The sequence below is a fragment of the Bittarella sp. HCP28S3_D9 genome (genome assembly GCF_052065655.1).
Lineage (GTDB): Bacteria > Bacillota > Clostridia > Oscillospirales > Ruminococcaceae > Bittarella > Bittarella massiliensis.
Genome location: NZ_JBQHTP010000024.1, coordinates 22,726 through 49,099, shown reverse-complemented (window position 1 = coordinate 49,099; position 26,374 = coordinate 22,726). Strand labels below are relative to the sequence as shown.

Sequence of the window (26,374 nt, the reverse complement as noted above, 5' to 3'; positions counted from 1 at the left end):
CCACCCGCGTTAGCGGTTATTTTTTGTGGGGGTTAAATGGGGGGCCGGGCCACCTGGCGGGGCCGCTCTTATGGCGCGATGGAGGGGGAGGGATCAGCCCTCCTCCTCGCTGGTGGTGTGAAATTGGACGGCGACCCCGGCAATTGCCAGGGCGACCCCTGCCAACAGCCCCCAGAGGGGATTTTTCAGCCCCAACAGGGGGAGGAGGCCCGCCCCCGCGCAGAGCCCGCCGCCGATGCCGGTGGAGAGGATGAGGGCGGGCCGCAGCAGTTTGAGGGAGAGGGCCCCCGCCAACAGCCCGGCGGCACAGCCGGCCAGGGCCCCGGCCCAGGGGATGGGGATCAGGGCGTAGATGCCGACAAAGGCAGTCAGAAAACAGAGCAGAAAGACCCCGCCCCGGTAGACGCGGTAGGCCAGCAGGGCCCCGACCACCCCCAGCAGCAGGATAGGGAGGAGCAGGAGCCACCCCTCGATGGAGAGGAGGGCGGCGAGCCAGCCCCCCAGGGCCGCGCCCAGGACAAAGCCCGCCAGGGAAATCCAGAACTTGCTCAGCTTGAAGCCCAGAAAACAGTCGGCCAGGGCCAGCAAAACGGTAAAGATCGTCGGCCAGAGGGCCGCCGAGGCAGAAAAATCAGGCATCACAGGTGCTCCTTTCTAAAGGGCGGCCTCCCACTCGGCGGGGCGAAAGCCCACCAGCACCCGGTCCCCCAAAAGCAGCAGCGGGCGCTTGATGAGCATGCCGTTTTGGGCCAACAGGGCGTACTGCTCCTCCTCGCTCATCCCGGGCAGACGGTCCTTGATGTGCTCGTTTTTGTAGACCAAACCGCTGGTGTTGAAAAACCGCTTCAGGGGCAGGCCGCTGCGGGCGTGCCACTCGGCCAGTTCGGCCGCGGTGGGGGTCTCCTCCACGATGTGGCGGGTCTCGCAGGCCACGCCGTGCTCGTCGAGCCAGGCCTTGGCCTTTTGACAGGTGGAACATTTGGGGTACCAGATCAGCAGTGCGTTCATTGACAAATTGCCTCCCATCCGCCCCGGCGACAGGCCGGGGCGCCGTTTGTATTTGGTAAAAAAGGTCGGTGCGCGACTCTCCCCTTCCGGCGCGCCGCTGCAGCGGGGCAGATGCCGCTTTGCCGCAGGCAGAGGACCAAGGGCAGGGGAAGGGGACAGGGGCCGTCTGCGCCGTCCGGGCCGCTGCGGTATTGCAACCGCCCTGCGGCCGACAAGGCCACAGGAGCGGCGGCATTTGGCCGTGGGGCAGAGGGTGTCCGCACATCTGCAGGGCCGCCCCGGCATCGTGACCGCCCTGCGGCTGCCATACCGCCAGCGCCGCGGGCGCGATGGCATTTGGCCGTGGGGCAGAGGGCATCCGTACATCTGTCGGGCCGCCCCGGCATCACAACTGCCCTGCGGCTGCCATACCACCGGCGCCGCGGGCGCGGTGGCATTTGGCCAGGGGGTGGGGAGCATTTGCGCCTCTGCCGGGCCATCCTCGGCAGCACAACCGCCTTGTGGCCATTATACCACAGCGGCGGCCGAGGGGGGAGGGGGGATCACCGCTCCTCCCCCGTGAGCCCCAGGAGATAGTCGGCGCTGACGCCGTAGTAGCGGCAGAGGGCGATGACGTGGCGCACCGGCATCTCGTTGGCCCCCCGCTCATAGCGGGCGTACATGGTCTGCGAGGTGCCCAGTACGGCGGCGATCTCCGCCTGGGTCTTGTCGTGATCCTCCCGCAGATCCCGCAGCCGCTGCTGGTAGGGCACCATGGTGAGTCGTCCCCTCTCGTTTGGTGTTGAACTGGCAGCATTTTAGCATAGTAAAAATATTTACTATTGACTTTAGTACATATATTTACTAGAATGAGTAGAAAAGGCGGTGATATTCGTGAAAGAGGAGAGAAGGGACGAGAATCTGGCGGCCAAGATCGTGCGCAACTTCGCCTATCTCGACGCGGTCTGGAGCTTTCTCCTGGCCGTTGCCGACGGGGCCAGCCTCTCATCGGGCGGCCCACCGGTGCCCTTCACCGCCCGCTTCGCCGTCTTTTTGGACAGCTTCTGCGGCGCCCTGGCGGGGGTCTTCCTCCTCTATGCGGTGGCCGAAGGGGTGCAGATCCTGCACGACATCCGCCGCGCCCAGCACCCCATCTCCCCCGAAGGCCGCCCCGGTGGGGGCGGCCCGGGGAGGGGAGGCGCCTCCCCGCCTCTCTAAAATACCCCCGCCCCGCAGGCGGAGCGGACCCCATGTGTGGGGGGCCCCAGTGGCCCCTCTTTTTTTGTGCAGAAATGCCCCCTTAGAGGGGGGCGCCGGGAAAACTGTTGCCAATATGTAAATATTTATTTCAGTTCTTGACTTTTATTGACTTTGGGGGTAGACTGTATGTGTTGGCAGTCGAGAGGCTCGACTGCTAAACGCAAAAACGGCGCTGCTTCGGCATTTGTCCCCCCTAAACGGGTGCCGCGGCCGCCGGAAAGGGGGCGGGACGATGTTGACGCCGAGACAGGGATTTGTGCTTCAGGCCATCTGCGACCTCTACTCTGAAACCGGGGAGCCGGTCTCCAGCGGGGCCATCGCCAAGTTGGCGGGCGACGCCTTTTCCAGCGCCACCATCCGCAGCGAGATGGCCCGGCTAGAGGCCCTCGGCTGTGTCAAACAGCCCCACACCTCTGCTGGGCGCATCCCCACCGCCCAGGGCTACCGCTACTACATCAATCACCTGATGCCGCGGCGGGAGCTGCCGGTGGAGAAACAGCGGGAGATCGCCCGCTTTCTCCGCCAGGGGGTCAGGGACCCGGACATCCTCCTGACCCGGGCCAGTTCCCTTCTGGCCTACATGACAAACTACGCCGTCCTCGCCACCTCCCCCCAGCTCTCCGACCTGTCGATGGAGAAGTTGGAGGTGGTGGCCCTCACCCCCCAGACGCTGGCGCTGGTGGCCCTCACCAACACCGGGTTGGTGCTCAACCAGGTCTGCCAGCTGGGGCTGCCGGCGGGGGAGCGGCAGCTGGAGAAGCTCTCGGGCTTCTGCCGCAAAAACCTCCTCCACCGGCCGCTGCACGAGGTGGCGCTGCTGCGGGACGACTTCCTGCAGCGGGAACTGGGGGGCGACTACCTCTGTCTGGCCCCCGCAGTGCAGCTCATCTGCCGGATGTGCGCCGAACTCTGCCGGGCCAAGGTGCACCTGGAGGGGCAGTCGAACCTCCTGCGCTACGCCGCGCCGGAGCACGGCTACAACGCCTTTCTCGAGCTGCTCAAGGAGACCGACACCCTGCTGCGGGCCGCCCCTAAAGAGGGGGGGAACGTGGCGGTGCTGCTGGGCGACGACCTGGACCAGGAGCTGGCGGGCACCACCTTGGTGAGTACCGGCTACCTCTTCGGGGACGAGCACACCGGCGTGCTGGGGATCATCGGCCCCCGGCACCTGGACTACACCAGGATCATCCCCCACCTGGCCTATTTTACCGACCTGCTGGGCAGGATCTTAAATGGAACCGACGGGGACGGGTGAGGGGTCTCCCCCTCCCGACCCAATAACAATAGAGAGGAGCTTGCAGGTGGAACCGGAAAAGAAGACGGCCCAGACCGAAGCTGAACAGACCGCCCCGGCGGAGGAGAAAGCCCCCGCCGCCCCCGAAAAAGAGGAGAAGGCGGGCGAGAAAAAATCCAAAAAGCCCAAGAAGAACAAAGAGGTAGAGGCCCTGGAGGAGCAGCTGGCCGGCTGCCGCCAGGAGAACAGCGACCTAAACGACCGGCTGCTGCGCCTGCGCGCCGAGTACGACAACTTCCGCAAGCGCTCCACCAAGGAGAAGGAGGGGATGTTCACCGACGGGGTGGCCTCCGCCCTCTCCCAGGTGGTGGTGGTGCTGGACAATCTCGAGCGGGCGGTGGACGCCTGCCAGGAGGACAGCGACCTCAAAACCGGGGTGGAGATGACCCTCAAGCAGTTCCGCGAGGTGCTGGAGAAGATGGGTGTCTCGGAAATCAACCCGGTGGGCGAGTCCTTTGACGCCCAGCTGCACAACGCGGTGATGCACGTGGAGGACGAGACCCTGGGCGAGAGCCAGGTGGTGGAGGTCTTCCAAAAGGGCTATCTGCTGGGGGAGCGGGTCATCCGCTACGCCATGGTCAAGGTGGCCAACTAAACCAAGTATCCCGGGGCGGGCCGCCGCCCCTCACAACCATACAGTACAGATCGACGGATTGAAATAGGAGGAAACGACAATGGGAAAAATCATCGGCATTGACCTTGGTACGACCAACTCTTGCGTGGCGGTCATGGAGGGCGGCGAGCCCGTCGTCATCGCCAACGCCGAAGGCGCCCGCACCACCCCCTCGGTGGTGGCCTTCACCAAAGACGGCGAGCGGATGGTGGGCCAGGTGGCCAAGCGCCAGGCCATCACCAACCCCGAGCGCACCGTGATGAGCATCAAGCGCCACATGGGCAGCGACTACCACGTGGCCATCGACGGCAAGAACTACACCCCCCAGGAGATCTCGGCCATGATCCTGCAGAAGCTGAAAGCCGACGCGGAGGCCTACCTGGGCACCACCGTCACCGAGGCGGTCATCACCGTGCCCGCCTACTTCACCGATGCCCAGCGCCAGGCCACCAAGGACGCCGGCCGCATCGCCGGGCTGGACGTGAAGCGGATCATCAACGAGCCCACCGCGGCCGCCCTCTCCTACGGGGTGGACAAAGAGGACGACCAGAAGGTCATGGTCTACGACCTGGGCGGCGGCACCTTCGACGTCTCCATCATCGAGATGGGCGACGGGGTGCAGGAGGTGCTGGCCACCGCCGGCAACAACAAGCTGGGCGGCGACGACTTCGACGACCGGATCATCGGCTACCTGGTCAGCGAGTTCAAGAAGGACAGCGGCATCGACCTCTCCTCGGACAAGATGGCCATGCAGCGGCTCAAAGAAGCCGCCGAGAAGGCCAAGATCGAGCTGTCTGGCATGGCCCAGGCCAGCATCAACCTGCCCTTCATCACCGCTGACGCCACCGGCCCCAAACACCTGGATATGACCCTCACCCGCGCCAAGTTCAACGAGCTGACCGCCGACTTGGTGGAGGCCACCATGGCCCCGGTCCGCCAGGCCCTCAAGGACTCCGGCCTCTCCGCCTCTGAACTGCACAAGGTGCTGATGGTGGGCGGCTCTTCCCGGATCCCCGCCGTGCAGGAAGCGGTCAAGAACTTCATCGGCAAAGACCCCTTCAAGGGCATCAACCCCGACGAGTGCGTGGCCATCGGCGCCGCCATCCAGGGCGGCGTGCTCGGCGGCGACGTGGAGGGCATCCTCCTGCTGGACGTCACCCCCCTCTCCCTGGGCATTGAGACCATGGGCGGCGTCTCCACCAAGATCATCGAGAGAAACACCACCATCCCCACCAAGAAGTCCCAGATCTTCTCCACTGCGGCCGACAACCAGACCTCGGTCGAGGTGCACGTGCTGCAGGGCGAGCGGGAGATGGCGGCCGACAACAAGACCCTGGGCCGCTTCCACCTGGACGGCATCGCCCCTGCCCCCAGAGGGGTGCCCCAGATCGAGGTCACCTTTGACATCGACGCCAACGGCATCGTCCACGTCTACGCCAAGGACCTGGGCACCGGCAAGGAGCAGAACATCACCATCACCTCCTCCACCAACATGTCCAAGGACGACATCGACAAGGCCGTGAAGGACGCCGAGGCCTTTGCCGAGCAGGACAAGAAGCGCCGCGAGGAGATCGACGTGAAAAACAGCGCCGACCAGATGGTCTACCAGACCGAAAAGAGCATGGCCGACCTGGGCGACAAGCTGCAGAGCGAGGAGAAATCCGCCCTGGAGGAGAAGCTCACCGCCCTCAAGAGCGCCATCTCCGGCGGCAACGTGGACGAGATGAAGCAGAAGACCGAAGAGCTGCAGAAGAAGTTCTACGAGGTCTCCGAGCGCGTCTACAAAGAGGCCGCCGCCCAGCAGCAGGCCGCCGGCGCGGATGCCGGCGCTGCCGGCGCCCAGTCCGCCCCCGGCGACGACGGGGTGGTCGACGCCGACTTCACCGAGGTGGACGACGACAAGAAATAAGTTGCTGCGCCTCAAAGCAGCGAGTCACAGGCCGACGAGCAGAGCAGTCGGCCTGTTTGGCGGCAGGGGTGCGGTGGACGCTGCGCCGGGTCTGTGCTATACTGGTACGGCAAAAGCGCCCCCTTCCCCCGCTACTTTAAAAAGGAAACAGGTGGTATCCATTGGCAGATAAACGCGATTACTACGAGGTCTTGGGCGTCTCCAAGAGCGCCAGCGACGACGAGCTGAAAAAGGCCTACCGCAAGCTGGCGAAAAAATATCACCCCGATCTCAACCCCGGCGACAAGGAGGCCGAGGCCCACTTCAAAGAGGTCAACGAGGCCTACGAGGTGCTCAGCGACTCTGCCAAGCGGCAGCGGTACGACCAGTTCGGCCATGCCGGGGTGGACCCCAACTACGGCGCCGGCGGCGCTGGCGGGGCCTACAGCGGCGGGTTCGGCGGGTTTGACGACCTGGGCGACATCTTCGAGAGCTTTTTCGGGGGCGGATTCGGCGGCGGTCGCGGTCGCCGGCAGAACCCCAACGCCCCCCGCCGGGGCGGGGACAGCCACATCAACGTGGTGCTGGACTTCTTCGAGGCCGCCCACGGCTGCACCAAGACCGTCGAGGTGCAGAAACAGGAAGCCTGTGACGAGTGCGGCGGCACCGGTGCGGCCAAGGGAACCACCCCCAAGACCTGCCCCGACTGCGGCGGCACCGGCCAGGTGACGGTGGGCCAGCGCACCCCCTTTGGGGTCATTCAGTCCACCCGGCCCTGCTCCCGCTGCGGCGGCACCGGCCAAATCATCGAGAACCCCTGCTCCAAGTGCCACGGGAGCGGCCGCAAGACCGTCACCCGCAAGGTGGAGGTGAAGATCCCCGCCGGCATCGACGACGACCAGACCATTGCCATGCGGGGCTACGGGGACGCCGGGTACAACGGCGGCCCCAGCGGCGACGTGATCGTGGTGGTCTCGGTCCGCCCCGACCCCCTGTTTGAGCGGCGGGGATTCGATGTCTGGTGCGACGTGCCCATCAGCTACTACACTGCCGTCATGGGCGGCGAGGTGGTGGTCCCCACGGTGCACGGCAAGGTCAAGTACCAGATCCCCGAGGGCACCCAGCCCGGCACCACCTTCCGCCTCAAGGGCAAGGGCATCCAGTACCTCAATGGGCGCGGCAAGGGCGACCAGTACGTCAAGGTCACTATCGAGGTGCCCAAGCGCCTCAACCGCGAGCAGAAGCGAGAGCTGGAGGAGTTCGAGCAATCCCTCTCCATCGAGCAAAACTACGAAAAGCAAAAGAGCTTTCTCGAGCGCATCAAAGACCTCTGGAAGTAGAGGTCTCTGCACAGGGCCCCGGCCATTTGGCCGGGGCCCTACTTTTTTGTCACCCTTCTCCCCGGGCGGCGCGGGCGGTGGGTGTGCCCCCCGGGCTTTCCTGCTCCCCTTCACCTTCGCGATTTGCCTTGCCCCCGCCCCATTTTGTCCCGCATGATGTGGCAGCCCGACGGGGGAAGGGGGGAGGAGATGGCCAAAGGAGGACAGGTCTTTCGAGAAAGGAGGTGCGTTGGTTGGGAGCGGCGGAGACGGAGTGACAGCGCGGTTGCCCTCTCTGGCCCTCCCGACGCTGACCTGGTCTCCTGTTTCGCCTTGTTTTGCGATACGTGATCAGCTGGTGGGGGAGGAGGGAAGTTCGCTGATGGGGTGGATAGGTCCTCCCAAAAGGTGGGCTACCGGGCGGGTACAGTGGGGCCAGAGAAATAGCGCAGTCGCCCTCCCCGCATCTCTCCCCGCAGTCCATCGCCCGCCTTGCTCCTGGTCTTGCCCTGGGCTGCACAACTGCTCGGCGGCAAGGGGGGAAGAGCGTTTCCCAGGGAGGATGAGGCTTACCCAGGAGTGTTCTGGCCGCATATGGTGGGGAACAGGCTGACAGCGCGGCTGCCTTTCCTCAATTGCGCTCCTTTTCGCCACCGTTTGTCTTGCCCCCTACCCCGCCTTGCCCTCTACCTTGCCCTGCTTTGCCCTGCGCTGCACGACTGACGGGGAGGAGAAAAGAAACCGACGGCTAGGGGAGGGACAGGTTTTCCGGGAGAGATGGCTGTGCTGGCCCGGGCACAGCGGGGGCAGAGTGGCGGCGCAACTGCTTCTCCGGCCTTTTCCCTCTCGCCCCTCACCGCCTGCACTGTCCGCGCCCTTTGCTCTTTGCCACCTGCCATTTGCCCTGTTTTTCCCCGTGGTGTGCGGTTGCCCGAGAGGGAAAAGGCGTCAGCTGGAAGGGGGACCGTTTTCGCGGATAAGGGGATGTGTCGGCGGGGGCCGAGAGAGGGCGAGGAAAGGGCGCATCTGTCTCCCAGCAGCGGCGATCCCCTCTCCCTGCGAAAAGGGCCTTGCCAGGGAACTTAGCGAACCGTTTTTATCTAAAAATCGCCTCTTTTTTATCCAAAATGGGGGATGCGCGCAAAGTGGATGACCCCACAAAAGGGCGGCGAAGGGCTGATCGGTTTTTCAACACTCTGCATGAATTTTTGGAGAGATGCAAAAGAGAAGATGCAAAAGTTTGTATGAAAGAACAAATTTCGCCCTGTTTTTGCCGCGCACTTTCGGCGCGCCCTCCCCTTGCTTTTGGGGGAGGGGGTGGGGTATACTCGGGGTGTCGCTGGTTGCTATATAATACCCGGATATGGCGGGTAGTTTCTACACTTCACCGTAAATGAAGTACTATGGCTAACTTCTCACCGGCCGGGCGGAGCTGTCTCTCCGCCTCCGCCGGCCGCGTGCGTGTTGTGAGTTGTCCATTTAGTGACTGCCGACAAAAAAGCTGCAGAAACCAAAACAACAACCCGAAACGCGAAAAGAGGAGGAAAACTATGGGACAGCTGTCGAAATTTTTCGGCCTGCGCGAGCGGAAGACCTCGGTCAAGACCGAGATCATCGCCGGACTCACCACCTTTATGACCATGGCATACGTACTGGTGGTGCAGCCCAGCGCCATTGTGGGATTTGGCGCGGTGCCGGCCATTGTCGACATCAACGGAATTTCTGTATCCAAAGAGGCCGTCGTGGTCACCTGTGCGGTGATCAGCGGCCTCATTACTTTGCTGATGGGGCTCTACGCCAACATGCCCTTCGCCCTCTCCACCGGCATGGGCAGCAACTTCATGCTGGGGGCGCTGCTCCAGTCGGGCAGCATCTCCTTTGGGCAGATCATGGCGGTCATCCTGGTCTCGGGCCTCATCTTCCTGGGGCTGTCGGTCTTTGGCATCCGCGACTTGATCGTGCGGATGATCCCCAAGAACATCAAGCTGGCCATCGGCTCGGCCATCGGCTTTTTCATTGCCTACCTGGGCTTCAAAAACACCGGCATCGGGGTGTTTGAAGGGGGCATCGGGCTGGGCGATTTTCGTTCCCCCTCGGTCATCCTGGCGGTGGTGGGGCTGCTGATCATCGCCGCCCTCACTGCCTTCAAGGTCAAGGGCGCCATCCTCATCGGCATCGTCGCCACCACCCTGCTGGGCATCCCCTTCGGGGTCACCACCCTCCCCACCCAGCTCTTCAAGCTGCCCGATTTCAGCCAGGTGGGCAACCTCTGCTTCCAGTTTGACTTTTCCGGCCTCTTCACCCCGGCCTTCATCGTGCTGATCTTCATCGCCTTCTTCGGGGACTTCTTCTCCACCCTGGGCACCGTGCTGGGGGTGGCCGGCAAGGCGGGGATGCTGGACGACGACGGCAACCTGCCGGGCATCCAGAAACCCTTCCTGGTGGACGCCATCGGCACCTGCGTGGGCGCCCTCACCGGCTGCACCACCATCACCACCTATGTGGAGTCCTCCTCCGGGGTCGAGGCGGGCGGCCGCACCGGCCTCACCGCCGTCACCACCGCCGCCCTCTTCCTCCTCTCGGTCTTCGCCGCCCCCCTGTTTTTGATGATCCCCGACGCCGCCACCGGTCCGGCCCTCATCTTCGTGGGCTTTTTGATGATGGCCGACATCGGCAAGATCGACTTCTCCAACTTCTCCGAGGCATTTGGCCCCTTCGTGATGATCCTCTTCGTCATCTTCACCGGCTCCATCGCCAGCGGCATCGCCGCCGGCATCCTCGCCCACGTCTTCATCAAGTGCATCACCGGCCGCTTCAAAGAGGTCCATCCCGGGATGTACGTCCTCTGTGTGCCCCTTGTCCTCTACTTCCTCTACAACACCCCGCTGTAAGGCGGACGTAGAGCTCACCCGAACACCCTGCGGAGAGAGACCGGCACCCGGGCGCCCCTTGCAGCGGGCGGCGGCCGGGCCGGGGAAAAGAGAAAAGGAGACCTGAAAAGATGAAATACCAGCCCAACGACAAGCGCGCCCTGTTGCAGGCGGCCCTGGGCCGCATCCCCTGCGACCTGGCCATCGCCAACGTCCAGTACGTCAACGTCTTCACCGGCGAGGTTTACCCCGCCACCGTCTTTGTCCACCAGGGCTTTGTGGCCCACGTGGAGGCGGGCGACCCCCAGGCGGACCTGCACCTGGCCAAAGAGGTCTACGACGGGCGCGGCCGCACCCTGGTGCCCGGCTTCATCGACGCCCACGTCCACGTGGAGAGCTCGATGCTGACCCCCCGCAACTTTGCCGCCGCCGTTCTGCCCCACGGCACCACCACCGCCGTCACCGACCCCCACGAGATCGCCAACGTCGCCGGGGAGGAGGCGGTCCACTACATGCACGATGCGGCCCTGGGCCTGCCCATGCGCCAGCTCATCAACATCCCCTCCTGCGTCCCCTCGGTCCCCGGGCTGGAAAATGCCGGGGCCACCTTTGACGCCGGCACCATCCACCGGCTGGCCAAGCTGGAAAACGTCCACGGCCTGGCCGAGGTGATGGACTTTGTCGGGGTGGTCGAGGGCGAGGAGCGGATGATGGACATCATCGCCGCCGCCGAGGAGGAGGGCCTCTACCTGCAGGGCCACCTCCCCCGCCAGACCGGGCGGATGGTCTCCGCCTACCGGGTGGGCGGCCCCTGGACCTGCCACGAGTCCACCACCAGCGAGGAGTCGGTGGACAAGATGCGCGCCGGCATCTACGTTGACGCCCGGGACTCCTCCATCTCCCGCAACGTCACCGCCGTCTGGGAGGGGGTCAAGGACTTCCCCTGCCTGGACCGGCTGACCTTCTGCACCGACGACAGAGAGGCCGACGACATCCTCTACGTGGGGCATATCGACGACGTGGTCCGCCACGCCGTCAGCCTGGGGATGGACCCGGTCCTGGCCATCCGCAGCGCCACCCTGCTGCCCGCCCAGGCCGCCCGCCTGGACAACCTGGGGGCGGTGGCCCCCGGCTATGTGGCCGACTTCCTGCTGCTGGACGACCTGCAGAACCTGCAGGTCAAGGAGGTCTTCACCGCCGGCAAAAAGGTGGCGGAGGACGGGGCCCTGCTGGTGGAGATCCCCCAGCAGGCCCACCCCTTCGAGACGGTCAACTCCATGGACGTGCCCGACCTGACCGCCGACGACTTTGCCCTGGCGGCCCCCGCCGGCTGTGGGGAGCAGGTGGCGGTCAACGTGATGACCTACGGCGACATGGAGGTCTCCACCGCCGACGCCGTGGTGGAGACGCTGCCGGTCAGAGAGGGCCGGGTGGACATCTCCGGCGACAGCGACCTCTGCTACGCCATTGTCATCAACCGCTACGGCAACGGCACCCTGGCCAAAGGGGTGGTCCGCGGCTTCGGCCTGGAGCGGGGGGCCGACGGCTCCACCGTCTCCCACGACTGCCACAACCTGACCATCGTCTACAAGACCCCGGAGGACGGCTACGCCGTCTACAAAAAGCTGCGGGAGTGCGGCGGCGGCATCGCCTGTGCCGCCGGGGGAGAGGTCCTCTGCACCTTCCCCCTGCCGGTGGGCGGACTGATGTCCAACCTCTCCTGGGAGCAGGTGGCGGCCCAGTCGGTGGCCATGAAAAAGGCCCTGCGCCAGGTGGGACTGCAGCAGAAAAACCCCCTGCTGCGCATCGCCACCCTGGCCCTGCCGGTGATCCCCAAGGTGAAAATCAGCGACCTGGGGCTGGTGGACGTGCTCAAAAAAGAGCTGATGCCCCTCTTCCCCGAGGTGTAGAGGCTCTGATAGAAAAAAGAGGACTGGCTTTTGCCAGTCCTCTTTTTTATGGCGCAGAGAGGGAAGGTGCGCGCTAATCCTCGCTCTTCAGCCGGCGCTCGAAATCCGCCAGGGGCATGGGTTTGGCAAAGACAAAGCCCTGCACCGTGTCGCAGCCGGCCTCCCGCAGGAAGGCCACGCTGTCCATGCTCTCGACCCCCTCGGCGATGACGCGGATGTGCAGCTCCCTGGCCATCTGGATGATGTTGCGCACCACGATGCGCTCCCGGCTCTTGTCCACGCTCTTGTGGAAAAAGAGGATGTCCAGCTTGAGGACGTCGATGGGCAGGTTTTTCAGCAGGTTGAGGGAGGAGTAGCCCGACCCAAAGTCGTCCAGCGAGCAGACGAACCCCCGCTGGTGCAGCTGCTGCACCAGTTGGAGAAAGAGGGTCTCGCCCCCCAGGGCCAGGCTCTCGGTGACCTCCAGCTCAAGCTGGCCGTCGGGCAGGGAGAACTCCTCCTTGGTCTTTGCGTAGTAGTCGACAAAGTCCTCCCGCAGGAGCCCTGCTCGGGAGACGTTGACCGCCAGGTTCAGCGGCCGGCCGCCCCCGTCCAGGTGGCGGCGATACCACTGGCAGGCCTGGCGGAACATGTAGCGGTCCAGCTGGACGATCAGTCCGCTCTTTTCAAAGGCGGGGATGAATTCGCAGGGGGGGATGACCCCCCGCTCGGGGTGGATCCAGCGACAGAGCACCTCCGCCCCTGCCAGGCGGTTGCCGTTTTGAATGTCGAATTTCGGCTGAAAATAGGGCTGGAACTGTCCCAGGCGCAGGGCCTGTTTGCCCTGTGCCTCCAGCGCCGACTCCTGCAGGTTTTGCCGGCGCAGCGACTCGGTGAAGAAGGCGCAGCCGCTGCCCGCCTCCCCCTTGACCGACTTTTGCGCCATGTTGGCCCGGTCGATCAGCTCGTTGACCGTCAGCCCGCTGTCTTTTGGCTCCAGGCAGCAAAAGCCCATGCACAGCCCGATGTAGGCCAGGTTGGCGGCGCTCTCCTCCGGCTGGTGGAGGGCGTGCAGCAGCTGGTCGAACCAGTCGGTCAACTCCTGCCGCTCCCGGTAGCGGCGCAGCCCAACAAAGTTGTCTGCCGCCATCCGGCAGAACACCTCGCCCGGGCGCTCGCCCTCCTGAAAGAGGCGGTACATCTGCCGCAGCAGCTGGTCGCCCATCTGGTAGCCCAGGGCGTCGTTGTAGTATTTGAATTTTTTGAGGTCGCAATACCACACGGCAAAGGGGCCGTCTCCCCTGCGGGCGACCTCGGCGTCCAGGAGAAATTTGTTGTAGTTGCGGCCGCCGGTCAGCGGGTCCACATAGGCCAGCCGTTCGATTTCCGCCTGGTTGCGGCTCATCATCCGCCGCTGCTGGAACAGCAGCAGCAAAAACAGGGCGCAGGCCGCGATGATGATGGCGACGGCCCCCACCGAGGTGGCCAGGTAGCGCTGGCGCAGGGCCTGCAGGGGGACAGAGGCCAGCACGAACCAGTCCTCGATCCCCGCGGGCTCCAGCACCGCCAGCATGGCGACCCCGCCGGCGAGGTAGTGAAAGTGGGTGCTCTCCCCCCGCTCTAAGGCGGCTTGCAGGTCGGCCCTCTCCGCCCCATCGACCCCCTCCAGGGCGTCCAGCGCCGCCGGGGTGGCAGAGGAGGCCCGGGACGAGGCGAGGATCACCGCCCCCGTATTGCTGTACAGGTCGGTGTACCCGCTGCCGTCCAGGAGGGGGGCGTCGAGGATCTCCTGGATGACCGAGACGCTGTTGACCGCGCAGAGGACGCCCAGCACCTGGCCGTCGGCCCGCTCGACCGGCACGGCGTAGTAGTGGACCGATTCCCCCTCGCGAAAGGGGTCGGCGATGGCGGCGGAGATGACGTCCTCCCCCGCCAGGGCGCGGGTGAAGAAATCCTCCCCCGAAACGTCCAGGTTGCGGTAGCGGCGGCCGCCCAACTCCATCAATTCCAGCCGCCCCTCGGCGGTGGCAAAGCCCATGCAGGTGAAGGCGTTGCCCTCGTTGACTTCGCCCATCAGCTGCGCCAGCTGCTCCAAATCGGTGATGTCCTGTTCGGCCACAAAGACGCCGACCCCGTGCAGGGTCTGAAAGTCACCGTCCACCTGTTTGATGAGGGCGGTCTCGTGCTGGCGGACGGCGTTTTTCAGATAGAGCAGATTTTCGTCTGTGTACTGGTGCCCCATCTGCGCCAAAAACAGAACGCTGCCCACGACAAAACAGAGGCAGAGGAGGATGGCTGTGACTGTCCAGCGACGGTGTCCCTTCGGCTTTTCCTGCAGCGGCATGCGGGGGCCCTCCCTTCGCCTCTTTTTCCCTTATTTCCTCAATTTTAACAGGTTGTGGGCAAAAGAACAAGACCGGCATTTTGGCAGCGTCGAAACGCCAGCCAAAGATCGCCGTTTCCCAATCAAAAAAGGGAGGGGGGAACATCCCCCCCCCCCTTTACGCCATTCCCTGAATGACCCGCACCAGCAGTTCGGCGCTCAACTCGGCGGCGCGGTCGGCAAAGTCCTCGTAAATGCTCTCGGCCTCGTCGTCGGCCGTGTCCGACAGCAGCCGGATCACCCCAAAGGGCACCCCGTTTTTGACGGCGGTGTGGCCCACGGCCGCCCCCTCCATCTCGGCGCAGTCGGCGCCGGTGCGGGCGATGATGTCGGCCTTGACGGCGCTGTCGCTGACAAACTGGTCCCCCGTGGCGACGACGCCCCGCTTGTAGCGCACCCCGCCGATCTGGTCGAGGCAGCGGCAGATCTGCTCCACCAGCGCCCCGTCGGCCTTGAGCACCGGGGTGTAGGGGTGGCACTGGGCGAAGATGGAGGGATCAAAGTCGTGGTAGAGCACCTGCTCGGCCACCACCACGTCCCCCAGCCCCAGGTCGTCGGCCAGGTTGCCGGCAATGCCGGTGTTGAGCAGGGCGTCCACCCGGTAGCGGTCACAGAGGATCTGGGCGCTGATGGCGGCGTTTACCTTGCCGATGCCGCTGCAAGTCAGCACCACCTGCTGTCTTCCCAGCTGGCCCGAGAGGTAGGTGCCGCCGGCCACCACCACCTCCTGCAGATTTTTCAAGTTGGCCCGAATGAGGGCGATCTCCTTTTCCATTGCGCCGATGATCCCGATGGTCTGCATCTCTCGTCTCCTCCTGTTTTGCGCCCGGTGGGCGTCTGTCTCGTTTGGAAATTGTACCACATCCGGCTGCATATTGGTACCCCAAACCGCCCATATTGAAGGGTGAAAAACACCGGGCGGCAGGGTGTGTCTCTGCGCCCCCAAATGGGAGGAATCTTCTATGGAACTGCAAAACAGCCAGACCCACGACAACCTGTTGGCCGCCTTTGCCGGGGAGGCACAGGCCCATCTCAAATACCTGCTCTACGGCAAAAAGGCAAAGGAGCAGGGGTACGAGCAGTTTGCCGACCTCTTCAAACTCACCGCCGCCAACGAGCGCGCCCACGGCGAGATGTGGTTTGAATACCTCAAGGGGGGCGAGGTCCCCGGCGTCGCCGACAGCCTGGTGGACGCCGCCGAGAAGGAGCACTTTGAGTGGAGCGAGATGTACAAGGAGTTTGAGAAGACCGCCCGGGAAGAGGGCTTTATCGCCATTGCCGAGCGCTTTCGCCTGGTGGGGGAGATCGAGAAGACCCACGAGGAGCGCTACAACCAGATGAAGCAGAACCTGGACGGCGGCGAGGTGTTTCAAAAGCCCCAGGCCGAGACCTGGGTCTGCAAGAACTGCGGCTACATCTGCACCGGGATGAAGGCGCCGGAGAAGTGCCCGGTCTGCCACTACCCCCAGAGCTATTTTGAGCTGGAGGGCGGCAAGCTGTAACAGACGACTGTCCATGGGGAGGGGGCCTGCTGGGCCCCCTCTTTTTTTGGTTCTGCGCACTGGCCGCCCGCCGGGGAACGTGGTATACTAAAACCCGCAATAGGGAAAAAGGAGGGCGCGCCCATGGGCAGGGAGAAAAAGGCGGAAAAGACCAACGTGATGCGCATTTTGGAGCGGGAGGGGATCCCCCACCAGACCCACGCCTACGACCACCAAGACGGGGTCATCGACGGCCAGGGGGTGGCGGCCAAACTGGGGCAGGACCCGGCGCAGGTCTTCAAGACCCTGGTCTGCCGGGGCCACAGCGGCAGCTACCTGGTCTTCTGCATCCCGGTGGCCGCCGAGCTGGATTTGAAGGCGGCGGCCCGGGCGGCCGGGGAGAAGAGCGTGGAGATGATCCACGTCCGGGAAATCAACCAGGTCACCGGCTACGTGCGGGGCGGCTGTTCCCCCGTGGGGATGAAAAAGCCCTACAAGACGGTGGTGGACGAGAGCTGCCTCCTCTTTGACACCATCATCTTCAGCGCCGGCAAAATCGGCTTTCAGGTGGAGTGCGCCCCCGGCGACCTGCTGAAATTGGTGGGCGGCACCACCGCAGAAATCGCTATTTTGTAATTTTTATAAGATAATATACGAATTGTATTGACTGGAGGCGTGGCAATGGTGGAGTCGGGCAACCCCCAGCGCTTTGAGGAGGCCCGCCTGCGGGTGCAGGGGGGCGACCGGCTGCGCGCCGGGATCGGCACCCTGGGGGAGAAGAGCCTGCACGCGATTTTGAAAAACTACTTTGAGCCCGCGGGCGAGAACCAGGAGACCCGGGTCGGCGGCTTTGTGGCCGACATCGTGGGCAGCGAGGGGATCTTTGAAATCCAGACAAAGGGCTTTGACAAGCTGCGCAAAAAGCTGGCGGCTTTTTTGCCGGTCTGCCCGGTGACGGTGGTCTACCCGGTGGCCCAGCTCAAGTGGGTCAACTGGGTGGACCCGTCCAGCGGCGAGGTGGTGGCCCGCAACCGCTCCCCCCGCCGGGGACAGGCGGCAGACGTATTCTACGAACTGTATAAAATAAAAGACTTTTTACAAATGGAGGGGCTGCGGTTCTGCATCCCCCTGTTGGAGGTGGAGGACTACCGCCTTCTCGACGGCTGGGACCGCACCAAAAAGCGGCGGGCCACCCGCAGCGACCGGGTGCCCACCCGGCTGTTCGGCCAGGTGTGGGTCTCCGGCTGGCGGGAGTGGGGGGAGCTGATCCCCCCCGACCTGCCGCAGCCGTTCACCGCCAAAGAGTACGCCAAGGCCGCCCGCCAGCGCCTGGAGATGGCCCGCCGGGCGCTGAACGTGCTGGCCTCCCTGGGGCTGGTGGAGCGCGCGGGCAAGGCGGGGCGGGCCTACCTCTACCAGCTGCCTGCAGAGGTGGAAAACGGCTGAGAGCAACCTGCTCTCAGCCGTTTTTTCTAGCGTTAGCGCCCCCTGGGGTCCGTCGAGAAATCCAATTGCCTTGGCGCAGCGCCCCCTGAAAGGAGGGGCGCCGAAGGCATAAAGAGAAAGGCAATTTTGGGTACGGGCGGCGCGAGATGGTCTACTGGATTGCCGGGCTGCCAGTGACGGCAGATGTCTATGCGCATGAGATGTCAGCCGCACGGAGGGGGTGGGGACCGTTGCGGGTATACAGCGGGTGTCATGCGCGCACAAAATGGCGATCCCTTTTAGGGGAAAGGTCCGAGCGATGTTCCTTCGGGCCCGCAGATACCACCCGTTTCGGCGGTGGTTTGGGCGGCGTGGGGCTACTGGGCGGCGACCTCCTCGGCGGAGGCGGGGCGGACAATGGCCTTGTCCTTCCAGCGGCCGGTCAGGTAGCGGACGGTGGTGCCGATGCACTCGGCCAGCCAGCCGATGACCACTGCGATCCAAATCCCGGTGTACCCCAGAATGGGGGAGAGGGCCAGGGCGGCGATGGTCTTGGAGGCGATGCCCGAGAGGGCGAACACCATGAAGAGGTTGACGTCCCCCGCGCCCTTCATCACCCCTTCGGCGGGGAAGAGCAGGGCCATCAGGAAGTAGGAGGCGGCCGAGTAGAGCAGGTAGTTGGCCCCGGCGGCAATCACCGCCTCGGCCCCCTCGCCGCTGACGAAGATGGAGCAGAGCGGCCCGCCGAAGAGGACCACCACCCCGGCCATCAGCACGGCAAAGCCCAGGGAGATGAGCAGGGAGTAGCGGTAGCCGGTCTTGACCCGGCCCACCTTCCCGGCGCCGATGTTCTGGGCGGTGTAGCCGGTGACGGCGGTGCTGATGTTGACCATGGGCATCATGGCCAGGCTCTCGATCTTCATGGCGGCGGTGTAGGCGGCCATGATGACGGGGCCGAAGCCGTTGACCAGGGCCTGCATGATCATCATCCCGGCGGAGATGGCAATCTCCTGCGCGGTGGTGGGGATGGCCAGCTTGATCATCTGCTTGAGCAGGGCGGGGGAGAACTGGCGGCGCAGGGGCTCGGCGTCCAGCTTTTCCTCGTCGGCCGCGGCGATGGAGGCCAGCCGCTTTTGCAGGGCGAAGAGGGCCAGCACCGAGGAGATGGCCTGGGAGATGACGGTGGCGATGGCCACCCCGGCCACCCCCCAGCCGAAGCTGATGACAAACCACAGGTCCAGCACGATGTTGGTGATGGAGGAGATGATGAGGAAGAGCAGCGGGGTCTTGGAGTCCCCCAGCGCCCGAAAGACCGAGGAGAGGATGTTGTAGGTAAAGGTGAACACCAGCCCCAAAAAGTAGATGTAGATGTACTGCTTGGACATGCTCATCAGGGACTGGGGGGTGTTGAGCAGGCGCAGCAGGGCGGGGGTGGCGAGGATGCTTACCGCCGCCAGCACCAGGGAGAGGGCGATGGAAAAGGCCACGCAGGTGACGATGGAGTGGCGCACCTCCCGCTTGCGGCCGGCGCCAAAGTACTGGCCGATGAGGATGGAGGCGCCGTTGGAGAGGCCGAAGGCGATGCCGGTGATGGCGAAGGTGATGGCGTAGGAGCCGCCCACCGCCGCCAGGGCGTCGGAGCCGACAAAGTTGCCCACCACGATGGAGTCCACCATGCTGTACAGCTGCTGAAAGATGTTCCCAAACAAAATGGGAAGGGCAAAGAGAAAGAGGATCTTTCCCGGGTTGCCGCGGGTCATGTCTTTTGTCATATCGTTCATCCTTTCTGTGAAAGTGTATTGTGCGCCGCGATCGCCCCGGGCAGGGGCGGATAAAAATCCCCAAAAGGGCAAAAAAACAGCAAGGCGAAGCGGCTGCAACGCGTTGCTGCTGATCTTGCGGTGACGAAAAGGGCAAAAAAATAGGCAGAAGAGACAGCTTGCGCGTCAAACCTCCTACCACCGGTCCTCGGCAGTCATGCCGATGTCCAGTCCCAGTATAGACAGCCCTGGGCGGAAAAGTCAAGGGAGCGGGAAAAGATTGGCGGATTGGCCAATATTGGACAGTTTACATGCAGCGAGATGGCCAAAAAATGCTGTCAAAAGAGGGCGAGAGGACCGTCTTGTCGGGCAAAAGCGGGGGCGGCCAGAGAAAGCGAAGGGGGGAGCACTGCCCACTGTCGCTGTGAAGGGGCGACAGAAAAAAGCCCCTGCGCCAAAAAAGCGCAGGGGCTTTTGGGAAAAGGGGAACTTACCCCCCGATGAGTCCCATGACGAAGATGACGGCGATGAGGATGGGCGCCACCCAGCGGATGAGGAAGCCGTAGACGCGGCGGATGACAAACCGTTTGCCGCAGCGCTCCACCTCCTCGGTCACCTTGCCCACCCCCCAGACGTGGCCCACAAAGAGGCAGGTGGCCAGGGCGGCCAGGGGCATGAGGATCTTGTCGGTGAGGAAGCCCATGGCGTCAAACAGGTTCATCCCCCCGATGGTGAAGCCGGAGAGGGGGCCCATGGAGAGGCTGGCAAAGACCCCGATGAGGGCCATCAGCCCGCCCATCACCAGGGTGGCGGTGCGGCGGCGCCAGTGGAAGGTGTCGATGAAAAAGGAGGCGACCACCTCCAACAGGGCGATGGCGCTGGTGAGGGCGGCGATAAAGACCAAAAAGAAGAAGGCCAGCCCGAAAAACCGCCCCAGGGGCATGGAGTCAAAGACCGCCGGCAGGGTTTTGAAGATGAGGCCGGGGCCGCCGGTGGGCTCCATCCCAAAGCTGAAGACGGCGGGCATGATGGCCATCCCCGCCAGCAGGGCCATCAGGGTGTCCAGCCCCACCACGGTGCAGGTGTCCTTGGTGATGTCGGTGTCCTTTTTCAGGTAGCTGCCGTAGGTGATGGCGATGCCCAACCCCAAACTGAGGCTGAAAAAGACCTGCCCCATGGCCAGCACGATGGAGTCGATCAGGGCTTTGGGGTCGGAGAGGAGGGCGGTGTCGGGGACAAAGAGGAACTTGAGCCCCTCCGTCGAACCGGGCAGGGTCACCGAGCGCACCACCACCCCGATGAGGAGGACGAAGAGGAGGGGGAGCAGCCATTTGCTGCAGGTCTCGATCCCCTTTTGCACCCCGCCGATGACCACGATTACAGCCACCGCCATGAACAGCAGGTGCCAGATGACCGGCTGCACCGGGGAGGAGACAAAGGTGTCAAACGCCGCCCCGTCGGAGACATTGGCGCCGGTGAGATAGCTGCCGATGTACTTCATCACCCAGCCCCCCACCACGCTGTAATAGGAGAGGATGATGAAGGCGCAGGCGATCTCCAGCACCCCCACGAAGGACCACTTCTTGTCGATGCTGCGAAAGGCGCCGATGGCGTTGAGCTGGGTCTTGCGGCCCACCGCCATCTCGGAGAGCATGATGGGGATGCCCAGCACCAGGGCGAAAATCAGGTAGAAGACGATGAAGAGCCCGCCCCCCGAGATGCCCGCCACATAGGGGAACTTCCAGAGGTTGCCCAGGCCGATGGCCGACCCCGCGGCGGCCATGACAAAGCCCAGGGAGCCGGTGAAGTGGCCGCGGCCCGTTTTTTTCTTGTCCATGTTTTTTCACACTCCTTTGTTGATTCGGTCCCCCTGCGGAAAACGCAAAAAAAGTCCCGCCCCTTCACAGTGACGTGAAGGGACAGGACAAAAGTTTCCTGCGGTACCACCCAACTTGGCGCAAAGAGCGCCCAACTCTGCGGGATGCAAACACATCCCCGGCCGATAACGGGACCTGCCGTGGCGGACTACTGGGGGCGCACCCCGTTCACCCGCCCTCTCGGGGGCGACTGACCCCACCCCGCTCGCCGCCGTGCTCACACCTGCCACGGCTCTCTGAAGGCGCTTGGATGGGCTTTTTCCCCGTCGGCGATTTGACACCAGCGGTCTGGTTTTGTCGCCGGCGCGCGAACGCCGGCGGAATGGGTCTATTATAGCGGCGCCCTGCCGGTTTGTCAAATGGGGCCCAGAATCAGACGTTGAAGCGGAAGAGGACCACGTCCCCGTCCTGCATCACGTACTCCTTCCCCTCGGAGCGGACCAGCCCCTTTTCCTTGCAGGCGGCCATGCTGCCCTGGGCGACGAGGTCGTCGAAGGCCACCACCTCGGCGCGGATGAACCCCCGCTCAAAGTCGGTGTGGATCTTGCCGGCGGCCTGGGGGGCCTTGGTGCCCTTTTTGATGGTCCAGGCGCGGACCTCGGGCTTGCCGGCGGTCAGGTAGGAGATGAGGCCCAGCAGCTCGTAACAGACCTTGATGAGCCGGTCCAGGCCCGATTCCTCCAGCCCCAACTCACCCAAAAAGAGGGCCTTGTCCTCGGCGGACATGTCGGCGATGTCCTCCTCGATCTTGGCGCAGATGGGCAGGGAGAGGGCCCCCTCCCCCTGGGCCAGGGCGCAGAGCTTCTGGTAGTTCTCATTGTTCGAGATGTCGCCGATGAAGTCGTCCTCGCTCATGTTGCCCACGTAGATGACCGGCTTGTCCGAGAGCAGGCCCATGGCGTCGATGAGGGCCTTCTCCTCCGGCTCACAGGGGAAGACCGAGGCCCGCTTGCCCTCTTCCAGGTGGGCCTTCAGCCGCTCCAGCAGCTGGGCCTCGGCGGCGTAGGCCTTGTCGCCCTTGGCCAGCTTCTGGGCCTTTTGGATGCGGCGCTCGACGATGTCGAGGTCGGAGAAGATCAGCTCCAGGTTGATGGTCTCCACGTCCCGCAGGGGGTCGACGCTGCCGTCGACGTGGACGATGTCGCCGCTCTCAAAGCAGCGCACCACGTGGACGATGGCGTCCACCTCGCGGATGTGGGAGAGGAACTTGTTGCCCAGCCCCTCGCCCTTGGAGGCGCCCTTCACCAGCCCGGCGATGTCGACAAACTCGATGGTGGCGGGGGTGAACTTGTCGGGCTGGTACATCTCGGCGAGCTTGTCCAGCCGCTTGTCGGGGACGGCCACCATCCCCACGTTGGGCTCGATGGTGCAGAAGGGGTAGTTGGCCGACTCGGCCCCGGCGTTTGTAATGGCGTTGAAAAGGGTGCTTTTGCCCACGTTGGGCAGACCCACGATTCCCAGTTTCACGTGCAGATCCCTCACTATTATTCCATTTGGGCGGCTTTGGGGGGCAGGGCCCCCGCCGCCCGGCGCTTTTAACAGTATAGCACAAATGCCTGCCCGGTGGAAATGCCCCCGTGTGAATTTGCCGCCCCTTTTTGCAGTTGACAGAAGGGGGAGCGCCGGGGTATGGTAGAGGGGAAAGGGAGGGACGGCGAATGTGCGCCATTTGGACCCTGGAAATGAGAAGGAAAAGCCGCTCCGCGCAGATGAAAAGCGATGAGACGCTGTTCGGAGCTTTGACGGAGGGCTGAAAAGCGCCCTCCCCTCTCGTCGGCGATCAGGCAGCCCGGCGGGTGCGAAGGCGCACCCGTCTGTTGGTGTTGCCCGCCGCCGGGAGATGGTTGCCGCCGACAGCGCCCTGCCGGCGGCTTTTTTGCGCCCCGCCGCGGGCAGGCTGGACGGGGCGCGAAGAGAGACGAGGAGATTTGCAAGATGAAAGAGAACCACTACGACGACCCGGCCTTTTTTGAGCAGTACAGCCACTTCCCCCGCTCGGTGGAGGGGCTGTCGGCGGCCGGCGAATGGCACGAGTTGCGGCGGATGCTGCCCGACCTGGCGGGCAAGCGGGTGCTGGATCTGGGCTGCGGCTTTGGCTGGCACTGCAAGTACGCGGCCGAGCAGGGCGCGGCGTCGGTGCTGGGCACCGACCTGTCCGAAAAGATGCTGGCCGGGGCGAGGGAGCGAAATGCCGACCCCCGCATCCAGTACCGGCGGATGGCTATGGAGGAGATGGACTTTGCCCCCGGCTCCTTTGACGTGGTGATCAGCTCGCTGGCCCTGCACTATGTGGAGGACTTCGCGCCGGTCTGCCGCGCCGTCTGCGACTGCCTGGCAGAGGGGGGGAGCTTTGTCTTCTCCTGCGAGCACCCGGTCTTCACCGCCGAGGGCAGCCAGGAGTGGTGCTGCGACGGGGCGGGCAACCCCCGCCACTGGCCGGTGGACCGCTACTTTGACGAGGGGCGGCGCACCGCCCACTTTTTGGGGTGCGAGGTCACCAAGTACCACCGCACCCTCACCAGCTACCTAAACACCCTGCTGCAGGCGGGCTTTGCCATCAAAGAGGTGGTGGAGCCCCGCCCTGACCCCCGCCTGATGGAGGTGCCGGGGATGGCCGACGAGCTGCGCCGGCCGATGATGCTGCTGGTGCGCGCCGAGAAGGGGAAAAAATAGGGCCTTTGGCCTCAAAAGGGCGGTCTGCCGGGCGGCAGGCCGCCCTTTTTCCCCGCCGCGCGGGGGAGGGGCGCGAAAAAGTGCCGCGGCGGGGAAAAAACAGGGGAAATGATATGGTTTCTTTCGCCGATCCGTACTATAATAAATGGTAAATAGGCGCCCTCACCGCGCCGTGCGGCAAACATTTAGAAACTGTTCACCTTTCGCGCCGAGCAGTCGCTATAATGGGAAAATAGAAGGTGAGACGCCGGGCGGCGGGCTGTCCGGCGGCAAAGAAACCGGAGGGGATTTACGCGTGGAAAAGATTCTCGTCGTAGACGACGACAAAAACATCTGTGAACTGCTGCGACTGTATATCGACAAAGAGGGCTACCAGACCGTTGTGGCCTACGACGGCAAACAGGCCCTGAAACTCTTTGAGGAGGAGGCCCCCTGCCTGATCGTGCTGGACGTGATGATGCCCGAGCTCGACGGCTGGCAGGTCTGCCGGGAGATCCGCAAGTCCTCCGACGTGCCCATCATCATGCTCACCGCCAAGGGCGAGACCTTTGACAAGGTGCTGGGGCTGGAACTGGGGGCCGACGACTATGTGGTCAAGCCCTTTGAGTCCAAGGAGATCGTGGCCCGCATCAAGGCGGTGCTGCGGCGCACCGGCACCCGCGCCCAGGCCTCCGACGTGAAAGAGGTGCGCTACGACAAGCTGGTGGTCAACCTGACCCGGTACGAGCTGAAGGTGGACGGCAAGATCGTGGACACCCCGCCCAAAGAGCTGGAGCTGCTCTACCACCTGGCCTCCAACCCCAACCGGGTGTACACCCGCGACCAGCTGCTCGACGAGGTGTGGGGGTTTGAGTACTACGGTGACTCCCGCACGGTGGACGTGCACATCAAGCGGCTGCGGGAAAAGCTGGAGGGCGTCTCCGCCCAGTGGTCGGTCAAGACGGTGTGGGGCGTCGGCTACAAGTTTGAAGTGAAAGACTAGCGCGCAAAAAAAGCGGTGCGGACGGGGGCGGAAGGCCCCCGTTTTGCGACTGGACGGGAAAGGGGCGCCGAGGTGCGAAACGGGATAGTCAAGCGGTATTTTTTTACCTGTGTGTCGGTGGTGCTGGTGAGCATCGTGGTGCTGGGGGCGGTGTTTTTGGGGCTGTCGGCCCAGTACTTTAAAGACGAGCGCCAGGACCAGCTGTTGATCATCGCCCAGCGGGCGGCCGAGCGCACCAGCTCGGGCCTGACCACCAGCGACGGCAACTCCTATCTGCTGGACTTCGACACCCTGCGCCAGGGCTACCGGCTGCTGATCTCCACCCAGGAGGACGCCGACCTCTTCATGACCGATGTGAACGGCGTCACCGTCCTCTGCACCGAGGGGACCCGCTGCGCCCACACCACCTACCGGGTGCCCGCCGAGGTGCTGGAGAAGTCCTCCCAGGCGAGCGCGGCCAAGGGCTACCGGGGGATGGGGACGCTGGGGGAGATCTACAAGCGCCCCCACTACCTCGTCAGCGTGCCCATCACCGGGGACGACGGCTACATCATCGGCTACGTCTTTGCCGCCTCGCCGGCGGATGAGCTCTCGCAATTTTTGGTGGACGTGCTGCGGATGTTCGCCATCGCCGCGGTGGTGGTGCTGGCCATCTCCTTTGCGGTGATCTACTACACCACCAAGCGGCTGGTCTCCCCCCTCAAGGAGATGGCCGGCTACGCCGCCCGCTTCGGGCAGGGCGACTTCTCGCAGACGGTGCCGGTGGCCTCCGACGACGAGGTGGGCCAGCTGGCCATGGCCCTCAACAACATGTCCTCCTCCCTGGCGGTGGTGGAGCAGACCCGGCGCAACTTTGTGGCCAACGTCTCTCACGAGCTCAAGACCCCCATGACCACCATCGGCGGCTTTGTGGACGGGATTTTGGACGGGACCATCCCCCCGGAGCGGCAAAACCACTACCTGGGCCTGGTCTCAAACGAGGTGAAGCGGTTATCCCGGCTGGTCAGTGGCATGCTAAACGTGTCCAAGATCGAGGCCGGGGAGATGACCCTCAACACCGTCCCCTTCAACATCTGTGAGGTGATCTTCACCGCCCTGCTCTCCTTTGAACAGCAGATCGAGCAGAAGTCCATCGAGATCGAGGGGCTGGACGTGGACAAGGTGATGGTGGAGGGCGACCGGGACCTGGTGCACCAGGTCATCTACAACCTGGTGGACAACGCGGTGAAGTTTGTCAACGAGGGGGGCGTCATCTCCTTTGGCTTTGAGACGGTGGGGGGCTACACCTTCACCGCGGTGCGAAACAGCGGCGAGGGGATCCCCAAAGAGCAGCTGCAGCAGGTGTTTGACCGCTTCTACAAGACCGACCGCTCCCGCGGGCTGGACAAGAAGGGGGTCGGGCTGGGCCTCTACATCGCCAAGACCATCGTCAACCGCCACGGCGGCGACATCGTGGTCAGCAGCAAAGAGGGGGAGTACACCGAATTCCGCTTCTCCCTGCCGGCGGCCAAACCGCTGCGGGCCAAACGGGCCGCCAAGGGCGAGGGCCGGCGGGATGGCCAGCTGGCAGACATCCCCGCCGAGGCGGAGGGGCAACAGGCCCCCGACCCGGGGGATGGGGACAGAAAAATTTAAAGGGATTTCACCATTCTGTCACATCCTATTGGTACAAT

The 26,374-nt window shown here is 64.0% G+C and carries 21 protein-coding genes and 1 riboswitch; of the genes, 13 read left to right on the top strand and 8 right to left on the bottom strand.

Features of this window, described 5'->3' with window-relative positions; all coding sequences use genetic code 11:
• Positions 1 to 93 precede the first annotated feature (93 nt).
• The 3 genes from ACTNAU_RS11545 to ACTNAU_RS11535 all read right to left on the bottom strand — a co-directional run bounded on the left by ACTNAU_RS11545 (position 94) and on the right by ACTNAU_RS11535 (position 1,763).
• Entirely contained in the window at positions 94 to 639 is a 546-nt protein-coding gene (locus tag ACTNAU_RS11545) for a hypothetical protein (protein ID WP_185915961.1), read from the bottom strand.
• Positions 640 to 654: 15 nt separating this feature from the next.
• A complete protein-coding gene (locus ACTNAU_RS11540; RefSeq protein ID WP_059004519.1) occupies positions 655 to 1,008 on the bottom strand; it encodes an arsenate reductase family protein in 354 nt (117 codons plus the stop codon).
• A gap of 542 nt (positions 1,009 to 1,550) precedes the next feature.
• Complete coding sequence (locus tag ACTNAU_RS11535) at positions 1,551 to 1,763, bottom strand: helix-turn-helix domain-containing protein (RefSeq protein WP_021659516.1); 213 nt, start codon at positions 1,761 to 1,763, stop codon at positions 1,551 to 1,553.
• Positions 1,764 to 1,881: 118 nt separating this feature from the next.
• Here ACTNAU_RS11535 and ACTNAU_RS11530 point away from each other — a divergent pair, with 118 nt between their 5' ends.
• The 7 genes from ACTNAU_RS11530 to ACTNAU_RS11500 all read left to right on the top strand — a co-directional run bounded on the left by ACTNAU_RS11530 (position 1,882) and on the right by ACTNAU_RS11500 (position 12,141).
• On the top strand, positions 1,882 to 2,205 hold the full coding sequence (locus ACTNAU_RS11530; protein WP_441098504.1) for a hypothetical protein: 324 nt from the start codon (positions 1,882 to 1,884) through the stop codon (positions 2,203 to 2,205).
• 274 nt (positions 2,206 to 2,479) lie between these two features.
• Entirely contained in the window at positions 2,480 to 3,502 is a 1,023-nt protein-coding gene (gene hrcA / locus ACTNAU_RS11525; RefSeq protein WP_082671698.1) for a heat-inducible transcriptional repressor HrcA, read from the top strand.
• Positions 3,480 to 4,136, top strand: a complete 657-nt coding sequence (gene grpE, locus ACTNAU_RS11520; protein WP_441098503.1) for a nucleotide exchange factor GrpE — start codon at positions 3,480 to 3,482, stop codon at positions 4,134 to 4,136. Before hrcA ends, grpE begins: the two co-directional genes overlap by 23 nt.
• 79 nt (positions 4,137 to 4,215) lie before the next feature.
• Positions 4,216 to 6,063: a molecular chaperone DnaK gene (gene dnaK / locus ACTNAU_RS11515; RefSeq protein WP_256136149.1), complete on the top strand. Its 1,848-nt coding sequence runs from the start codon at positions 4,216 to 4,218 to the stop codon at positions 6,061 to 6,063.
• 161 nt (positions 6,064 to 6,224) lie between these two features.
• Positions 6,225 to 7,382: a molecular chaperone DnaJ gene (gene dnaJ, locus ACTNAU_RS11510; protein ID WP_185915956.1), complete on the top strand. Its 1,158-nt coding sequence runs from the start codon at positions 6,225 to 6,227 to the stop codon at positions 7,380 to 7,382.
• A 1,305-nt stretch (positions 7,383 to 8,687) separates the two neighbouring features.
• Positions 8,688 to 8,785, top strand: a riboswitch (purine riboswitch).
• Between the two features lie 126 nt (positions 8,786 to 8,911).
• Positions 8,912 to 10,252, top strand: coding sequence for an NCS2 family permease (locus ACTNAU_RS11505; protein WP_256136148.1), 1,341 nt, complete (start codon positions 8,912 to 8,914; stop codon positions 10,250 to 10,252).
• Between the two features lie 110 nt (positions 10,253 to 10,362).
• Positions 10,363 to 12,141: an adenine deaminase gene (locus tag ACTNAU_RS11500; protein WP_441098502.1), complete on the top strand. Its 1,779-nt coding sequence runs from the start codon at positions 10,363 to 10,365 to the stop codon at positions 12,139 to 12,141.
• 73 nt (positions 12,142 to 12,214) lie between these two features.
• On the opposite strand, the gene ACTNAU_RS11495 is transcribed toward ACTNAU_RS11500, so the two are convergent.
• Together ACTNAU_RS11495 and ACTNAU_RS11490 are read right to left on the bottom strand one after the other, a co-directional pair.
• Positions 12,215 to 14,464 carry a putative bifunctional diguanylate cyclase/phosphodiesterase gene (locus ACTNAU_RS11495; protein ID WP_441098501.1) on the bottom strand — a complete coding sequence of 750 codons (2,250 nt, stop codon included), beginning with the start codon at positions 14,462 to 14,464 and terminating at the stop codon, positions 12,215 to 12,217.
• Positions 14,465 to 14,621: 157 nt separating this feature from the next.
• Positions 14,622 to 15,305, bottom strand: coding sequence for a 5'-methylthioadenosine/adenosylhomocysteine nucleosidase (locus ACTNAU_RS11490; protein ID WP_441098500.1), 684 nt, complete (start codon positions 15,303 to 15,305; stop codon positions 14,622 to 14,624).
• A gap of 160 nt (positions 15,306 to 15,465) precedes the next feature.
• On the opposite strand from ACTNAU_RS11490, the gene ACTNAU_RS11485 reads away from it, so the two are divergent.
• From ACTNAU_RS11485 to ACTNAU_RS11475, 3 genes are all read left to right on the top strand, one after another.
• Complete coding sequence (locus ACTNAU_RS11485) at positions 15,466 to 16,005, top strand: rubrerythrin family protein (RefSeq protein WP_185915951.1); 540 nt, start codon at positions 15,466 to 15,468, stop codon at positions 16,003 to 16,005.
• Between the two features lie 123 nt (positions 16,006 to 16,128).
• Entirely contained in the window at positions 16,129 to 16,620 is a 492-nt protein-coding gene (gene ybaK, locus ACTNAU_RS11480; protein ID WP_185915950.1) for a Cys-tRNA(Pro) deacylase, read from the top strand.
• A 45-nt stretch (positions 16,621 to 16,665) separates the two neighbouring features.
• Positions 16,666 to 17,430 (top strand): hypothetical protein, encoded by a 765-nt coding sequence (locus tag ACTNAU_RS11475; RefSeq protein WP_441098499.1) that lies wholly within the window; start codon positions 16,666 to 16,668, stop codon positions 17,428 to 17,430.
• A 356-nt stretch (positions 17,431 to 17,786) separates the two neighbouring features.
• Here the strand turns inward: ACTNAU_RS11475 and ACTNAU_RS11470 are convergent, their stop codons facing one another.
• The 3 genes from ACTNAU_RS11470 to ychF form a co-directional block, all read right to left on the bottom strand.
• Entirely contained in the window at positions 17,787 to 19,190 is a 1,404-nt protein-coding gene (locus ACTNAU_RS11470; protein ID WP_441098498.1) for an MATE family efflux transporter, read from the bottom strand.
• A 469-nt stretch (positions 19,191 to 19,659) separates the two neighbouring features.
• The gene (locus tag ACTNAU_RS11465) at positions 19,660 to 21,006 is read right to left on the bottom strand and encodes a sodium-dependent transporter (protein WP_185915947.1); all 1,347 of its coding nucleotides are present in this window, start codon (positions 21,004 to 21,006) and stop codon (positions 19,660 to 19,662) included.
• Positions 21,007 to 21,418: 412 nt separating this feature from the next.
• A complete protein-coding gene (gene ychF, locus ACTNAU_RS11460; RefSeq protein WP_185915946.1) occupies positions 21,419 to 22,513 on the bottom strand; it encodes a redox-regulated ATPase YchF in 1,095 nt (364 codons plus the stop codon).
• 468 nt (positions 22,514 to 22,981) lie between these two features.
• Here ychF and ACTNAU_RS11455 point away from each other — a divergent pair, with 468 nt between their 5' ends.
• The 3 genes from ACTNAU_RS11455 (at position 22,982) to ACTNAU_RS11445 (ending at position 26,336) form a co-directional block, all read left to right on the top strand.
• On the top strand, positions 22,982 to 23,719 hold the full coding sequence (locus ACTNAU_RS11455; protein ID WP_441098497.1) for a class I SAM-dependent methyltransferase: 738 nt from the start codon (positions 22,982 to 22,984) through the stop codon (positions 23,717 to 23,719).
• A gap of 295 nt (positions 23,720 to 24,014) precedes the next feature.
• Complete coding sequence (locus ACTNAU_RS11450) at positions 24,015 to 24,701, top strand: response regulator transcription factor (protein ID WP_021659545.1); 687 nt, start codon at positions 24,015 to 24,017, stop codon at positions 24,699 to 24,701.
• Between the two features lie 72 nt (positions 24,702 to 24,773).
• A complete protein-coding gene (locus tag ACTNAU_RS11445) occupies positions 24,774 to 26,336 on the top strand; it encodes a HAMP domain-containing sensor histidine kinase (RefSeq protein WP_441098496.1) in 1,563 nt (520 codons plus the stop codon).
• The last annotated feature ends 38 nt before the right edge of the window (positions 26,337 to 26,374 follow it).

What these genes read in the sequence shown, in the direction of transcription:
- ACTNAU_RS11475 (WP_441098499.1), top strand. Translation starts at nt 16,666, where the DNA reads ATGGTGGAGTCGGGCAACCCCCAGCGCTTTGAGGAGGCCCGCCTGCGG.
- ACTNAU_RS11490 (WP_441098500.1), bottom strand. Translation starts at nt 15,305, where the DNA reads ATGCAGACCATCGGGATCATCGGCGCAATGGAAAAGGAGATCGCCCTC.
- ACTNAU_RS11470 (WP_441098498.1), bottom strand. Translation starts at nt 19,190, where the DNA reads ATGAACGATATGACAAAAGACATGACCCGCGGCAACCCGGGAAAGATC.
- ACTNAU_RS11465 (WP_185915947.1), bottom strand. Translation starts at nt 21,006, where the DNA reads ATGGACAAGAAAAAAACGGGCCGCGGCCACTTCACCGGCTCCCTGGGC.
- ACTNAU_RS11535 (WP_021659516.1), bottom strand. Translation starts at nt 1,763, where the DNA reads ATGGTGCCCTACCAGCAGCGGCTGCGGGATCTGCGGGAGGATCACGAC.
- ACTNAU_RS11455 (WP_441098497.1), top strand. Translation starts at nt 22,982, where the DNA reads ATGAAAGAGAACCACTACGACGACCCGGCCTTTTTTGAGCAGTACAGC.
- ybaK (WP_185915950.1), top strand. Translation starts at nt 16,129, where the DNA reads ATGGGCAGGGAGAAAAAGGCGGAAAAGACCAACGTGATGCGCATTTTG.
- ACTNAU_RS11545 (WP_185915961.1), bottom strand. Translation starts at nt 639, where the DNA reads ATGCCTGATTTTTCTGCCTCGGCGGCCCTCTGGCCGACGATCTTTACC.
- ACTNAU_RS11505 (WP_256136148.1), top strand. Translation starts at nt 8,912, where the DNA reads ATGGGACAGCTGTCGAAATTTTTCGGCCTGCGCGAGCGGAAGACCTCG.
- ACTNAU_RS11485 (WP_185915951.1), top strand. Translation starts at nt 15,466, where the DNA reads ATGGAACTGCAAAACAGCCAGACCCACGACAACCTGTTGGCCGCCTTT.
- dnaK (WP_256136149.1), top strand. Translation starts at nt 4,216, where the DNA reads ATGGGAAAAATCATCGGCATTGACCTTGGTACGACCAACTCTTGCGTG.
- ACTNAU_RS11500 (WP_441098502.1), top strand. Translation starts at nt 10,363, where the DNA reads ATGAAATACCAGCCCAACGACAAGCGCGCCCTGTTGCAGGCGGCCCTG.
- hrcA (WP_082671698.1), top strand. Translation starts at nt 2,480, where the DNA reads ATGTTGACGCCGAGACAGGGATTTGTGCTTCAGGCCATCTGCGACCTC.
- grpE (WP_441098503.1), top strand. Translation starts at nt 3,480, where the DNA reads ATGGAACCGACGGGGACGGGTGAGGGGTCTCCCCCTCCCGACCCAATA.
- ACTNAU_RS11540 (WP_059004519.1), bottom strand. Translation starts at nt 1,008, where the DNA reads ATGAACGCACTGCTGATCTGGTACCCCAAATGTTCCACCTGTCAAAAG.
- ACTNAU_RS11495 (WP_441098501.1), bottom strand. Translation starts at nt 14,464, where the DNA reads ATGCCGCTGCAGGAAAAGCCGAAGGGACACCGTCGCTGGACAGTCACA.